This is a genomic window from Leeuwenhoekiella sp. CH_XMU1409-2, assembly GCF_037029365.1.
Lineage (GTDB): Bacteria > Bacteroidota > Bacteroidia > Flavobacteriales > Flavobacteriaceae > Leeuwenhoekiella > Leeuwenhoekiella blandensis.
Map to the genome: position 1 here is coordinate 15850 of NZ_JAYMEI010000013.1, position 15093 is coordinate 30942.

The 15093-nt window shown below is 39.0% G+C and carries 12 protein-coding genes; 7 read left to right on the forward strand and 5 right to left on the reverse strand.

The window, feature by feature from the left end:
• Positions 1-9: 9 nt before the first annotated feature.
• The 5 genes from WA338_RS13665 (at position 10) to WA338_RS13685 (ending at position 5324) form a co-directional block, all read left to right on the forward strand.
• Positions 10-2595, forward strand: coding sequence for a phosphoenolpyruvate carboxylase (locus WA338_RS13665; RefSeq protein WP_273017168.1), 2586 nt, complete (start codon positions 10-12; stop codon positions 2593-2595).
• Positions 2595-3119, forward strand: a complete 525-nt coding sequence (locus WA338_RS13670; RefSeq protein WP_009780240.1) for a DinB family protein — start codon at positions 2595-2597, stop codon at positions 3117-3119. The genes WA338_RS13665 and WA338_RS13670 overlap by 1 nt, the downstream gene beginning before the upstream one ends.
• Positions 3120-3198: 79 nt before the next feature.
• Positions 3199-3618, forward strand: coding sequence for a PH domain-containing protein (locus WA338_RS13675; protein ID WP_009780239.1), 420 nt, complete (start codon positions 3199-3201; stop codon positions 3616-3618).
• A 3-nt stretch (positions 3619-3621) separates the two neighbouring features.
• On the forward strand, positions 3622-4710 hold the full coding sequence (locus tag WA338_RS13680; RefSeq protein WP_273017169.1) for a glycoside hydrolase family 43 protein: 1089 nt from the start codon (positions 3622-3624) through the stop codon (positions 4708-4710).
• Positions 4710-5324 carry an inorganic diphosphatase gene (locus WA338_RS13685; RefSeq protein ID WP_273017170.1) on the forward strand — a complete coding sequence of 205 codons (615 nt, stop codon included), beginning with the start codon at positions 4710-4712 and terminating at the stop codon, positions 5322-5324. Before WA338_RS13680 ends, WA338_RS13685 begins: the two co-directional genes overlap by 1 nt.
• Positions 5325-5401: 77 nt before the next feature.
• Here WA338_RS13685 and WA338_RS13690 read toward each other — a convergent pair whose 3' ends face one another.
• Both WA338_RS13690 and WA338_RS13695 read right to left on the reverse strand, forming a co-directional pair.
• Complete coding sequence (locus tag WA338_RS13690) at positions 5402-5941, reverse strand: KdsC family phosphatase (protein ID WP_009780236.1); 540 nt, start codon at positions 5939-5941, stop codon at positions 5402-5404.
• A complete protein-coding gene (locus WA338_RS13695; protein WP_040532697.1) occupies positions 5931-6689 on the reverse strand; it encodes a Rossmann-like and DUF2520 domain-containing protein in 759 nt (252 codons plus the stop codon). The genes WA338_RS13690 and WA338_RS13695 overlap by 11 nt, the downstream gene beginning before the upstream one ends.
• Before the next feature lie 112 nt (positions 6690-6801).
• Between WA338_RS13695 and ccsA the strand changes: the two genes are divergently transcribed.
• Entirely contained in the window at positions 6802-10047 is a 3246-nt protein-coding gene (gene ccsA / locus WA338_RS13700; RefSeq protein ID WP_336093784.1) for a cytochrome c biogenesis protein CcsA, read from the forward strand.
• Positions 10048-10241: 194 nt separating this feature from the next.
• On the opposite strand, the gene fumC is transcribed toward ccsA, so the two are convergent.
• Entirely contained in the window at positions 10242-11636 is a 1395-nt protein-coding gene (gene fumC, locus WA338_RS13705) for a class II fumarate hydratase (RefSeq protein WP_272986478.1), read from the reverse strand.
• Between the two features lie 148 nt (positions 11637-11784).
• Here fumC and WA338_RS13710 point away from each other — a divergent pair, with 148 nt between their 5' ends.
• Positions 11785-11955, forward strand: a complete 171-nt coding sequence (locus WA338_RS13710) for a hypothetical protein (RefSeq protein ID WP_009780232.1) — start codon at positions 11785-11787, stop codon at positions 11953-11955.
• A 195-nt stretch (positions 11956-12150) separates the two neighbouring features.
• Here WA338_RS13710 and WA338_RS13715 read toward each other — a convergent pair whose 3' ends face one another.
• A complete protein-coding gene (locus WA338_RS13715; protein ID WP_272986480.1) occupies positions 12151-14661 on the reverse strand; it encodes a TonB-dependent receptor domain-containing protein in 2511 nt (836 codons plus the stop codon).
• An 86-nt stretch (positions 14662-14747) separates the two neighbouring features.
• On the reverse strand, positions 14748-15092 hold the full coding sequence (arsC, locus tag WA338_RS13720) for an arsenate reductase (glutaredoxin) (protein ID WP_009780229.1): 345 nt from the start codon (positions 15090-15092) through the stop codon (positions 14748-14750).
• Between the last annotated feature and the right edge of the window lies 1 nt (position 15093).

Consider the following 15093-nt stretch of genomic DNA (forward strand, 5'->3'; position numbering starts at 1 on the left):
AGACTATTTATGTCCAGACAACCAAAATTAGAACGCTTTAATAACCTGGTAAAATCAAAATATCAGGTATATAATAGCTTGTTTATGACTTTACCTTTTCAAGGTATTACAGATACTGGGGTTTTGCTGCCCTTGTTTGATCGTATTTGTACGCGAGGTTATGACAAGCATTATAACCCAGAAAAAATCGTCAATTATTTCTTTGATAAGTATCAAAGAGACGTTTCTGAAGAAGAACGTTATGACTTACTATTTCGATTTATTCAATATATAGAACGTCAGGTAGTGCTTTTTGATGCTATTGAAGATGCAGCCTATCGTACCGTTAATAATATGGACGGTCGTGGAACGCTGAGAAACATCAAAGAAGAAGCAGAAGCACAATCTAAAACCGGCGAATTAAAAGAATATCTACAAGATTTTAAGATCAGACCGGTTTTAACCGCACACCCAACGCAGTTTTATCCCGGTGCTGTATTAGGTATCATTAATGATCTAAGCGCTGCGATAAATGAAAACAACGTTGAGATGATTAAGAAATTATTATCTCAATTAGGTAAGACACCATTCTTTAAGAAAGAGAAGCCAACACCTTATGATGAGGCGGTGAGCTTAATATGGTACTTAGAAAATGTATTTTATAAAGCCTCTAGCCACATTTATAATTATTTACGTCAAAACGTATTCAAAGGAGAATTCTTTGATAATGAAGTTATTGATTTAGGATTCTGGCCGGGAGGTGACCGTGACGGTAACCCGTTTGTTACTACTGAAATTACGCTGAAGGTTGCTTCTCGTTTGCGTAATACTATTATTAAAAATTACTACCGTGACATTCGCAGTTTAAGACGTCGCATCACCTTCGTAGGTACTGAAGAAGCTCTTGCAGATCTTGAAAAACGACTTTATGATAGCATCTTTTTACCGGGAGATGAAGTTACCGTATCTCTTGAAGAGTTAGAAACTACTTTATTGCGCATACGTAAAATAGTGGTGGAGCGTCATGAAAGTTTATTCTTAGAAGAGATCGATGATATCTTAAATAAGGTAAAAATGTTTGGATACCACTTTGCAGTATTAGACATCCGTCAGGATAGTCGTGTGCATATGCACGTGATGGACGAAATCGTAAAGCAGTGTGCTAAAGATAATTTAGGGATATTCCCTGAAAACTACCTAGAGCTTTCTGAAGAGGAGCAAATCAAGATCCTTCAGGATGTGCGTGGAAAAGTTGATCCTGCAACCCTTGAGGATGATATTGCACGCAAAACGCTAGAGAGTATTTATGCAATGCAAGAAATTCAAAAGCAAAACGGAGAGCGTAGCTGTAATCGTTACATCATAAGTAACAACCAGACCGGACTCAATGTAATGCAAGCATTCTCTATGATTCACCTGACTGGTTGGGAAGATCCAACGGTTGATATTGTTCCTTTATTTGAAACAGTTCCGGATTTGAAGATCGCTAAAGAAGTGATGCGTGGGCTATACACAAATCCAGCTTATGCAGCGCATTTGAAAAAGCGTAATATGAAGCAAACCATTATGCTAGGCTTTAGTGATGGTACTAAAGATGGTGGTTATTTAATGGCTAACTGGAGTATTTTTAAAGCGAAAGAAGAGCTTACTCAGGTTTCTAGAGAATTCGGAATTAAAGTGATTTTCTTTGATGGTAGAGGTGGACCACCGGCACGTGGTGGTGGTAAAACGCATCAATTCTACGCTTCTTTAGGAGAGACTATTGAGGATGAAGAAATTCAGGTAACCGTTCAAGGACAAACCATTAGTTCTAATTTTGGTACGCCAGATTCTTGTCAATACAACTTAGAGCAATTGTTGAGTTCTGGTATTTTCAACGGAGTCTTCTCTCAAAAAACAAAAGCTTTCCCTGATGAAGATCGTAAAACCATGGAAGAGCTTGCTGAAATAAGCTATCAGGCGTATTCAGACTTTAAAGCACATCCTAAATTCTTAGGTTATTTAGAGCGCATGAGTACGTTGAAGTTTTATGCTAAAACCAATATTGGTAGTCGCCCAAGTAAACGTGGCGGAAGCGATAAACTTAACTTTTCAGACTTACGAGCTATTCCATTTGTAGGTTCTTGGTCGCAATTGAAGCAAAATGTTCCCGGATTTTTCGGCGTTGGTACAGCGATAGAAAAATTAGAAGAGCGTGGCGAGTTTGATCGTGTTCAATCTTTATACAACAACAGCATGTTCTTTAGAACTTTGCTTGAAAATAGTATGATGAGTTTGACCAAATCTTTCTTTGCCCTTACAGCGTATATGAAAGATGATCCTGAATTTGGTGCATTTTGGGAGCTTATTTATGAAGAATATGAGCGTAGTAAACGCGTATTACTTAAGGTTACCGGTTACAGCGAACTTATGGAAGATGAGCAAGCAGGTAAAGCTTCAATTCAAGAACGAGAGCGTATTGTATTGCCATTGTTAACTATTCAGCAGTTTGCGCTTAAGAAAATTCAGGAAATGCAGCGCGAAGAAAATCCTGATGAGAAAAAGTTAGAAATGTTTGAAAAAATGGTAACACGTTCGTTATTCGGAAATATCAACGCTAGCCGTAACTCAGCATAATGGCGACGGTAAAAGATCTTGATCACAGCGAGTTTAACGCGTTCTACAGAAATTATGTAGAACTCGTTAAACCTGATCAGGAGTTGCTTGAAGCTTTAAAAGACGGAAAGGAGAAAAGTCTCACTTTTTATTCTGAAATTCCTGAGGATAAATGGCGCTTTGCGTATCAATCAGGAAAATGGACCATACTTGAAGTTTTGCAACATGTGATCGACACAGAGCGTATATTTTGCTATCGAGCACTTCGTATTGGGAGAGGTGATAAGACACCGCTTCCGGGATTTGAGCAGGATGATTATATAACGCCTTCTCGTGCAAATGAGAAAAATATGCATACGATGCTGGAAGAATATAGTTTAGTACGCGATTGTACCATCAATCTTTTTCAATCTTTTAATGAAGAAGCGCTTTTGAATAAAGGTACGTCTAGTGATGCTAGCTTAACAGCAAGAGCTTCGGGTTTTATTATTTGTGGTCATGAGATTCACCATGCGAATATCATCCAATCCAACTATTTGATTTAATTGAATAGGCATTTTTAAAATTCAAAAAAAAGGCTGCAACCTACTTGGTGCAGCCTTTTTTATTAACTTAACCCTGATTATGAATTTTAAAAGCAGAAAAGATCCGTTGTTTTTGAGTGCTTTGCTCGTGCTGATTTTCCTTTTTATCCTGATAGGTGTTTTTTCAGATTCAGGGAAGGAAACAGGCTGGTATTGGTATGTCTTAGGCATAACACCTACATCGATACTTTTTTTGTGGTTCTTTTTTGGTACTTCATATTCTTTAACTTCTTCATTTCTTAACTATAAGTCAGGTCCGCTGAAAGGATCCATTCCGTTAGAAAACATTCGTGAAATCATCAAAAATAAAACCCTTTGGGTGGGGTTAAAACCTGCTACTGCTCGCAAAGGTTTGATCATTAAATACAACGCTTATGACGAGATTTATATCAGTCCGCAGGATAATGAGGAATTCATCAAATCAATTTTATCTTATAAAGCAGATATAAAAATCATTTAATTCATGTGTTCAAAATTTTTCACTCTCATTGCTGCATTACTTTTTGTAATTACAGCTTGTAAAAACACGCCAAAATCCACTACACCAGATCAAACTGAAGAATCCTCTGAAAGCCCGACTGCTATGGAAGCGTATTTGTTGACGTATTTCAAAGATGATACGCATAGTTTGCATATGGCGTTAAGTACAGACGGTTATTCATTTACAGATATTAATGAGGGGAAACCCATTGTTGCAGGGGATAGTATTGCCAGTCAAAAAGGTATTCGCGATCCGCATATTTCTCGAGGACCCGATGGTGCATTTTATGTGGTAATGACTGATTTGCATTTGTTTGCCAAAAATTTAGGGTATCGCGAAACAACCTGGGAGCGCCCCATTGAAGAATACGACTGGGGAAATAATAAAGGTTTTGTGATGATGAAATCCTATGATTTGATTCATTGGGAACACACGAACTTCTTATTTGATGAGCATTTTGAAGGTTTTGATGAAATTGGTTGTGCCTGGGCACCGCAGAGTATCTATGATCCTGAAGAAGGAAAAATGATGGTGTATTATACCATGCGTATGGGACACGGACTTACCAAATTATACTATTCGTACGCCAATGAAAATTTTACTACGTTGACAGAACCGCAGCCACTTTTTGAGTATCCTGACGATTCGATTCAGATTCTGGATGCAGATATAACCAAACTGCCTGATGGAAAATACTGTATGATGTATGTTGCTCAGGAGAATCCTATTGGTGTAAAAATGGCTTTTTCAGATTCGATCAATTCAGGTTATGTTTATAATCCGGAATGGGTTGATATGGAACCTGGCTCCTGTGAAGCACCTAATGTGTGGCAGCGTATCGATTCTGATGATTATGTGTTGATGTATGATATTTACAGTATCAATCCGCATAATTTTGGTTTTGTAGAAACATCAGACTTTGAAAATTTTAAAGACCTGGGGCATTTTAATGAAGGAAAAATGAAAACCACCAATTTTACTTCGCCCAAACATGGAGCGGTTATTCAGCTAACAAGAGCTGAATCGCAAAAGCTTGCACAGCATTGGGAGTATACCTTAAACTTTGAGTAATGACCAACGTAATAAAAGGTCTTTGTATTTTGCTTTTCGCCTTGCAATCCTGTAAACAACATTCTGAAGAAAATCTTCTCACTTCCTATGCGGCAAAGACCACAGAAGGTTCAATTAATGCGGTAATCGAAATTCCTTCCGGAACGCGACAAAAATGGGAAATCAATAAAAAGACCGGGGTGTTAGAATGGGAGCAGGTGGCGGGTAAAGGCAGAATTGTTGATTACTTAGGATATCCTGGTAATTACGGCTTTATTCCTAAAACCTTATTGTCTAAAGATCAAGGAGGTGATGGAGATCCTCTTGATGTTTTAGTGCTAGGAGATCCGGTATCCCGAGGAAGTGTTGTTCCTTGCAAGTTGATCGGGGTTCTACATTTGCAAGATAGGGGAGAACAGGATGATAAATTGATCGCCGTCGCAAAAAATACGAGCTTTTACGCGATTAATACTATTGAAGATTTGAATGAGAACTACCCAGGCGTTACTACTATTATTGAAACCTGGTTTACCAATTATAAAGGTAAGGGACTGATGAAATCTTCAGGATATGGAGATACAGCGGCTGCTACTCAGATATTGAATGAAGCTATTCTAGGATTTGAAAATCAGTAATAAACCAATATTAAACCCTTAACGGCGCCAATAAAAAAGCCGCTTTATGATTTTATAAAGCGGCTTTTTGTTTAAGTCTATTTATTTTGAACCGGGCCGGCATTAAAATAATTCATCCAATTATCCTGCACTTTAAGCACTTGCTCAATGACATCACGTACGCAGCCTTTTCCACCTTTCTTATGGGAAACATATTTGGCCACTTCCTTGATTTCTTTAACCGCATCCTGTGGACAGCAAGGAAGACCAACTTCCTTCATCACGGGATAATCAGGGATGTCGTCCCCCATATAAAGCACATTTTCAGCTTTGATGTTATTCTCAGAGATGTATTTGTTGAATTGTTCCATTTTAGCGTGAGCGCCAAGGTGAATATCTGTAACGCCCAATGCTTTAAGTCGGTTGCGTACGCCTTCATTGGTGCCGCCGCTTATAATGCAAATGTTGTAACCATTGTCTAAAGCGCACTTGATGGCATAACCGTCTTTTACGTTCATAGTCCTGAACATTTCGCCGTCGGTGGTTATCATTAAAGAACCGTCGGTCATCACGCCGTCTACATCAAAAATGAAGGTGGTTATATCTCTTAGGTATTCTTTATAGCTTTTATCGCTCATAATGCTTTTGTATTGCTTTGGTTAAAGTAGTATATAAATCTTTTTGCTCGGTTGTTTGTAGCGCTGCCAATTGTTTTTCAATAGTTTTAGAGTCGTTTCGCTTTGCAGGACCGGTTTGGCTATTTTCTGGTCCTTTTTCAAAGGCTTTCTCAATCGTTTCTTCAAGCAGAGGCTTCAAGAGTTGGAATGAAATCCGGTGCTGCTCACAGAGCGTTTCGGATTCTGTCAGGATGTGATTTGTAAAATTATTACTGAAGACTGCAGCAAGATGGTATGCAGCGCGCTCTTTAGAATTCATTCTGAAATGTTCTGCCTGAAGCGCATGAGTCAGTTTAGAAAGCAGCTGTAAATCCTCCTCAATTTTAACTTCAATTAAAAAGGGTATCTTTTTGTAATTCAGCTCTTTGTTTTTAGAGAATGTCTGTAAAGGATAAAACACGCCAATGCGCTCACGGGGTTCTAAAACTTCTAAGCTGGTACTTCCGGAAGTGTGTACAATAAGTGCATTCGTCTCCGGAATTTCAGCTGCAACTTGAGCGATGCTGTCATCACTTACTGCAATGAGTATGATGTCACTTTGCCCTAACGCGCTGAGTTGCATAGTAGTGTTTGCAAAAGACTGAAAGGCTACAAGCTTTTCTCGTGATCTCCCTGCAACAAACTGCATATGAATCATTTGTGCCTTGCTAAAAGCTTTAGCGAGATGAAAAGCGACATTTCCTGTACCTATTATCGAAACTGTGATCACGCTTCAAAAGTAAACAAAATAGATAAAAAGCCTTGCGATTAGGAGGCGTTAAAGCTTTATTAATGCTCATTTGTTTCGTACCTTCGCGCCATCAAAAAATTGCAACTTTATCATGCAAAAACGTATTGCAGATTTTCTGTTTTCTACCCGATTAATGGCCGTTTTATTTATTGTTTATGCTGTAGCGATGGCAACTGGGACCATCCTTGACGCCGGCCAAGAAACTTCACCCACCCCGTATACTCGTGAACTTGTTTATGAAGTCTGGTGGTTTGAGCTTATTCATATTTTGTTCATTATTAACTTTATTGGTAACATCTGGACGTTTAGACTATGGCGTAAAGAAAAATGGTCTACACTCGTTTTTCACGCAGCTTTTATCCTGATCATTTTCGGTGCTGCCTGGACGCGCTATGTAGGTTTTGAAGGGGTGATGCCTATACGAGAAGGCGAGACTCAAAACACTTTTCTTACCGAGAAAACCTATTTAAATGTTTTTATTGATGGCGAGCGCGATGGTGCACCTATGCGTCGTAAACTAGAACCCAAACGTCTTAACCTGTCTACGCGATTAGATAATAGCTTTACTTGGGAAACCGATTTTGACGGAAAGCCAGTAAGCATTTCCTTTTCAAAATTTATTGACGGGGCAGAAGAAGGACTGATCGAGAGCACAGATGGTAAAGCTCAATTAAAGATCGTAGAAGCCGGTGATGGGCAACGTCACGAGCATTATCTTGAAGATGGTACTGTAGCAAGTATTCACAATATGCTTTTTGCGCTTAACAAACCTACCGAAGGCGCAATCAACATAGGTTATGACGGAGAGAACTACACCATCAACACACCTTTTGAAGGAAGTACGCGCGTGATGGCAACACAAACCGATTATGAAGTTGCAAAAGACAGTGTTCAAGAGCTTAAACTGCGTGCTTTGTATCAGTTAGGCGGAATGCAATTCGTTATTCCTGATCCGGTGATCAAAGGTAAAAATGGAATCGTTGAAGCTTTCCCTAAGCAAAAGGGACAGCAAGATGCGCTTTTTGTGACCATAACCACCGCTGAAGGTCAGGAAACGGTAGGACTTTTAGGAGGAAAAGGGTTTAATAACGAAATGGTTTCTACAGATGTTGGTGACCTTAAATTCCATATGGCTTATGGTAGTCTGGCCGAAGAATTACCTTTTTCAATTAAACTGAAAGACTTTATTGCAGAGCGCTATCCGGGTACTACAAACGCTTATTCTTCTTACGAAAGTAAAGTGACGGTGATAGATGGCCCGCAGCAGTCGTTTGAATATGATATTTATATGAATCACGTTTTGGATCATCAAGGCTATCGCTTTTTTCAGGCGAGTTTTGATCCTGATGAATTGGGAACCGTACTTTCAGTAAATCACGATATGGTAGGAACGTGGATTACCTATATTGGTTATTTCTTGCTGTATCTAGGCTTGATGATCATTCTTTTTGACAAAGGAAGTCGTTTTGGAGACTTAAAAGTACGTCTGGATAAAGTGAAAGCCAGAAAAGCTAAGCTTTCCGCAGTGATTGCTTTAATAGCTTTTAGCGGAATGCAACTTCAAGCGCAGGAGCAGGAAGTTATTGTTGAAAATGGAAATACTGAAATTGTAGAAGAGCAACCTGAGGATTTTATTCCGGGGTCTGCTACGGTAGTCGAAGAGCAACAGCATACGTTGCCAACTGCACAGCAAATAGACTCTATGCTTACTGCAAATAAAGTTCCTGCGGAAGAAGCTGCGAAATTTGGAAAACTGGTCATTCAGGATGATGGTGGGCGTATGATGCCGGTGAATACATTTTCAAGTAAACTTCTTAGAAAACTTAGCCGTAGCGATACGTACGAAGGGCTTACTGCAGATCAGGTTTTTCTTTCGATGGTTGAAACCCCGTTTTTCTGGTACAATGTAGACCTGATCTATGTAAAACCGGCAAATGATAGTTTGCGTGGAATTATTGGCGTCCCAAAGGAACAAAAGTATCTCAGTGCGCTCGACTTTATTGACGATATGGGACGTAATAAACTTGATCCCTATATTACCGCAGCGTATCAGGCGGAAGTAAAAAATAGTTTTGATAAAGATTTTATAGATATTGCTGAACGTCTTGGGCTTTTGAATCGTGCCGTAAGTGGCGAAATTCTCAAAATATTCCCACTCATCAATGATGAAAACAACAAATGGGTTTCTTATCCTGAACTTAATGAGTCTGGATATAAGGGCATGGATTCTTTGTATACGAAACAGATCTTACCACTTTACTTTTCCGCTTTGCGTGAAGGAAAAGAGACTGGGGATTTTTCTAAAGCCGATACCTTTCTTAACAGTATAAAAAGTTTTCAGGAAAAATACGGAAGCGAGGTAATGCCTTCTCAAAATAAGATTGATGCTGAAGTTTTCTACAACAAGCACGATATTTTTACCAAGCTCTATTGGATGTATTTACTGGCAAGTATCGTAATGTTTGTTTTTGTGATCATTCGCATTTTTAAAGACAACCGCTTTATTAAAACAATGGTGCGTCTGAGTGGTTTGGCTGTAGGGATCTTGTTTGCCTTACACACTGCCGGACTTATCTGGCGTTGGTATATTTCGGGTCACGCACCTTGGAGTGACGCCTACGAGTCTATATTATATGTAGGTTGGGCAACGATGTTCTTTGGATTGGCTTTTGGTAGAAAGAGTTCGCTTACTATTGCGAGTACCGCCTTTGTTGCCGGTTTTATTTTATGGGGAGCAAGTATGAACTGGTTGAATCCGGCGATTTCAAATTTACAGCCGGTTCTTGATAGTTATTGGTTGATGATTCACGTAGCGGTGATCGTGGCGAGTTACGGTCCTTTTACGCTCGGAATGATCTTAGGAATTGTGTCATTGCTGTTGATGCTTCTGACCAATTCTAAGAATAAAAAACGAATGGACCTTAACATCAAAGAACTTACGATCATCAATGAAATGGCGCTTACCGTTGGGTTAGTAATGCTTACCATAGGTAACTTCTTGGGCGGACAGTGGGCCAATGAAAGCTGGGGACGTTATTGGGGTTGGGACCCTAAAGAAACCTGGGCGCTCATCAGCATTATGGTATATGCTTTTGTAATTCATATGCGTCTGGTTCCGGGATTACGCGGCCGATGGTTTTTCAACCTGATGTCCATATTAGCTTACGGAAGTATTTTGATGACCTATTTTGGTGTGAACTTCTGGCTTTCAGGATTACACAGTTATGCGAGTGGAGATAACATTCTCAACTTGAACAAGGCGATAGGGATTTTTGCCGGTGTGATCATTTTTGCACTTATCGCATATCCTAAGTACAAAAAATTCTATAAGAAATAAAATCCAGTTCGATTAAACAAAAAAAGGAGAAGCAAATGCTTCTCCTTTTTTTATTGGCACCGCCAAAGGATTTAATATACTATGCTATGGCTTGCTTCGAAATTAAAAATTCGTTTCCTTCCAATTCTTCATGAGCTTGCCCTGAGGCAGTTTACTTGCTGCGCAAAGGTAGTTTGCTTTTGAAATTGAGGTGTTTACATTTCGCCTACCATATCTTCAGGTTTTACCCACTCGTCAAATTCTTCGGGAGTGACGTAACCAAGATTTACCGCTTCCTCGCGTAGCGTGGTTCCATTTTGATGGGCAGTATTTGCGATTTCTGCAGCTTTATAATATCCTATTTTAGTATTTAAAGCGGTAACCAGCATCAACGAATTTTCAAGCATGGTTTTAATACGCGGATGGTTGGGTTCAATACCCGCAGCACAATGCTCTTCAAACGAAGCGCAAGCGTCACCTATAAGTTGAGCACTATGTAAAAAGTTGGCTGCCATCACCGGTTTAAAAACGTTGAGTTCGTACTGTCCTTGCATTCCGCCTACAGCGATTGCCATATCGTTACCTACAACCTGAGCGCAAACCATTGTAAGGGCTTCACATTGCGTAGGATTTACTTTACCCGGCATAATAGAAGACCCCGGTTCGTTAGCCGGAATTGTGATCTCGCCAATTCCTGAACGCGGTCCGCTGGCAAGCAAACGAATATCATTAGCAATTTTATTGAGAGAAACTGCCAATTGTTTCAATGCACCGTGAGATTCTACGATCGCATCGTGTGCTGCCAAAGCTTCAAATTTATTTTCTGCAGTTTTAAAAGGTTGCTCGGTGAACTTAGCGATATAATCGGCTACTAATTTTGCATAGCCTTTTGGTGTGTTTAAACCCGTTCCTACAGCAGTTCCGCCAAGAGCGAGTTCAGACAAGTGGTCTAAAGTATGTTCTAAGGCTTTGATGCCGTGATCTAATTGAGATACGTAGCCAGAAAATTCCTGACCTAAGGTTAGGGGAGTGGCATCCATTAAATGCGTACGACCAATTTTTACCACTTCACGGAAATCATCAGATTTCTTCTTCAGCGTATTGCGAAGTTTAATCACTCCCGGAAGCGTTACTTCCATAACCTTCTTGTAGGCGGCGATGTGCATTCCGGTAGGGAAGGTGTCGTTTGAAGATTGAGATTTATTCACATCATCATTAGGCTGAAGGGTTTTTTCTCCTTCTCCCAGTTTTTTTCCGGCAAGAATGTGCGCACGGTTTGCGATCACTTCGTTTACGTTCATGTTACTTTGCGTACCAGAACCAGTTTGCCAAATCACCAATGGAAACTGATCATCGTGTTTTCCTTCTAAAATCTCATCACAAACCTGAGCGATCAAATCTCTTTTTTCTTCTGAAAGCACCCCTAACTCATTGTTGGTATACGCTGCTGCTTTCTTTAAGTAGGCAAAACCGTAAACGATCTCTAACGGCATAGAAGCCGGATTGCCAATTTTGAAATTATTGCGAGAACGCTCCGTCTGAGCGCCCCAAATTTTATCTGCCGGAACTTTCACTTCGCCCAGCGTATCTTTCTCAATTCTATATTCCATTTCGGTTATTTTAGTAGTCTTACAAAAATAATGGATTGCGTGTAATTACTATCGATTGCAGCTGTTATAAATATGTTTATAACTTAAAAAAACTCTTGTGTTTTTTAATTAAGAATACTTAAATTTGCAATCAGACAAAAACCATATTATGTTTGAATTTGATCAATACTTAGGCTTTTTAGCATTTTTAACCATCGCAACCATGGGATTTTGGTTAATGATTTTTTTAGTATCTATTCTACCTTATTGGATTGGTGGAGCATTTGTAGAGCGAATGAAAGAAATTCGTGAAAAGAAAAAATTAGAGCGCGGAAATTAATAAGTATTACTCTATATAATTTTAAGTTCAAAAACCTGCTTTTTTTTAAGCAGGTTTTTTTATTGGTATTGACTAGATGCAGTACCTTGAATCTTTTCTCCAGGATTTCTAGCTTTAACTTATTATATAAAACAAAAGCCATTTCTTATCGAAATGGCTTTGCGTCATTATAAAGGAATGAAAGGGTGTTTAAAACTATCCTTGGAAATCTCCACCGTCATCATCATCATTCATAGAAGGCTGTCTGTTATTCTGTCTATCGTTTTTACGCTGGTTGAAGCGATACACAAATGATAGGTTGACTTGTCTTTGTCTCCACTGAAACTGGCTGTCTCTGGTAAACAAGTCGTTTGTTGTTACCTGACTGCGTTTTCTACCGTTAAATAAATCGCTCACGTTCATCGAGATCGTAGCTTTATCATCAAATAAGTCTTTACTTAAAGCCAGATCTACAGATAGAATTCCTTCTGTGTCAGACTGTGCATTTTGGGCAGCACCGCGGTAAAAAGCATTGGTTTGCCAGTCGATACTCCAAGGTAATGAAACTTTAGAGCTGAAACGCGCAAAATAACTGGTGTTCTTAGCGCTGTAGTCTACGTTATTAAAGAACCCTTCAGTATTGAACTGGAAGAAGTTAAAACTACCATTAAGGCGTAACCATTTTGCTGGGTTGTATAATAACCCTATTTCTGCACCTAAACGCTCATTTGAAGAAAGGTTTACAGGGATACTACGAATAACGGTATTTCCGTTTGTATTTGATCCTTGTCCTTGTAGTTCAATGATCTCTTGAACCACTTCAAAAGATTCGGTTTCTCTTTGAAAATAAACAGAAGAGGTAAGGGTTAATTTATCCCAACGCTTTAAATACCCCAAATCATATGCATTTGCAAATGCAGGTTGTAGGTTAGGATTTCCTTGAAATACGTTGTTACGGCTGCTTCTATCCGGGAACGGATTTAAGAACCAACCTCTAGGTCTGTTAATACGGCGGTTATATCCTAAAGTAACATTTTCTCTTTCGTTCAACTCAAAAGTCAAGTTAAGCGTAGGGAAAAGTCCTAAGTAGTTATTATCAAAATCGGTATTGATTTCAAACCCGTAAATATCTTGTAATTCAGCTTCTGTTAAAGCAGAACCTATTTGTCCTTTTAATTGGGTATTCTCCAGACGTAAACCGGCAAGTACAGAGAATTTACCAAATTTACTTCCTAACTGTGTATATACCGCGTTTACATTTTCTGTGTAATCAAATACGTTTGTCAATGTATCATTTTGAACAAAATTATTTGAATTAGCAATTTGCTCTTGATTTACACGATAATCAGTTACTTCATTTTCAAAAGTACCACGATATCCTGCTTCAAATTGTGAACCTTCACCAAAAGGAAGTACATAATCTGCCTGAACCAAATACTCATCTTGCTTTTCGATGCTCAATAAACGCTCTGCGATTATAGGATCTGTATTTTCTGTATTTAGGGTTATATCTTCATTGATGAACGTATTTTGAGTTTCATCACTTGTAGTGTATTGCAAATCTGCAGTCAACTGATGCCCTTCATCATTGAAGCGGTTGATGTAGTTTAAGGCGAACTGATAACGATCGTCTTTTTCTTTTTGACGCTCAATACGCGAAGTTTCTAAAACAGGAGCTGAATTATTAAAACTTTGGGTAAGGTTTGTAGTCTCATCTACATCATTACCATTTCTATAGAATACAGAACCTGTAATTGAAGATCTATCGGTTAAATAATATTCTAAACCAAGGTTAGTATTGAATCCGCGATTTAAACGCTGGATATCGCGATCTTCAATGATACGCTCGTACGTAGGCGTGATATCATCTGTTGTGTTGTAGCGGGTGTCGAAGTATCCGTTACCCGGTGAACTTGAATATCTATAAGAAGTCGTGTTGAAAACATTGAATTTATCGGTACGCAGGTTTAAGTTAGCAGAAATGCTAGCTAGATCAGGATTTCCTAAACTTCCGTTGATCGAACCGTTGAATCCTAATGTTTTCTCTTTACGTAGGATAATGTTTAAAATACCGGCAGTACCTTCAGCATCATAACGCGCAGAAGGAGAGGTGATCACTTCTACACGCTCAATCGCATCTGCAGGAAGTTGTCTCAATACATCGGTAGAACCAAAACCGGCAAGTGCCGAAGGTTTTCCGTTAATTAAAATACGTACGTTCTCGTTTCCACGAAGGCTAATTCCGCCTTCAACATCAACAGATACTGACGGCACATTGTTAAGTGCGTCACTTACTGTACCACCGGCAGTCGTTAAATCTTTACCAATGTTGTAGATCTTTTTATCAAGACGAATGTCTACGGTAGTCGTTTCTGCCACTACGGTAACTTCGTCAAGATCTGAAGCAGCAAACTCTAATTGAATAGTTCCTAAATTAAGGTCTGCATTAAGCGTTCGCTTTAACGTAATAGGCTGAAAAGAGATGTATTCTATTTTGATGTTGTATTCCCCTTGAGGAACTTCAACGCGGAAATTACCTTCCATATCGGTAATTCCTCCTTCAACATCTTGGGCATTGTTAACATCGGTAACGGTAACGGTTGCATATTCCAGAGGAATACCTGCATCCTTATCGGTTACCTTACCGGTAATTGCATAGTTAGAAGATTGTGAAAAAGCTAGTGTCGTAAAAAGACAAAATAAGCTTAGTAGAAATTTATTTTTCATAGTCGTTTTAAGGTTTCAATTGTTAGACTAGAAAAACAAAGTTGGTTTAATCTGCTTCGGTTAAAATTGTGTTAAAGTAAATCGATTTATCTTAACAGCCTCTTAATGTTTTCGGGAGGCCTGCCTATAACCGCTTCATTGTCAAGAATTACAATAGGACGCTCGATTAATTTAGGATTCTCAACCATTGCTTGAACGATTTCTTCATCGGTGAGTTCTTTTCCTTTATACTCTTCTTTCCAGATTTTTTCGGTCGTTCTTACCAGGTCAATAGCATGAATTTTGAGTTTGCCAATGATCGCCGCCAATTCAATATAAGAAGGTGGGTTGTCTAGATATTTCACAACATCATATTCTTTTCCTGATTCTTCTAAAATAGCAAGTCCTTCGCGACTTTTTCTACAACGTGGATTGTGATATATTTTAAGCATA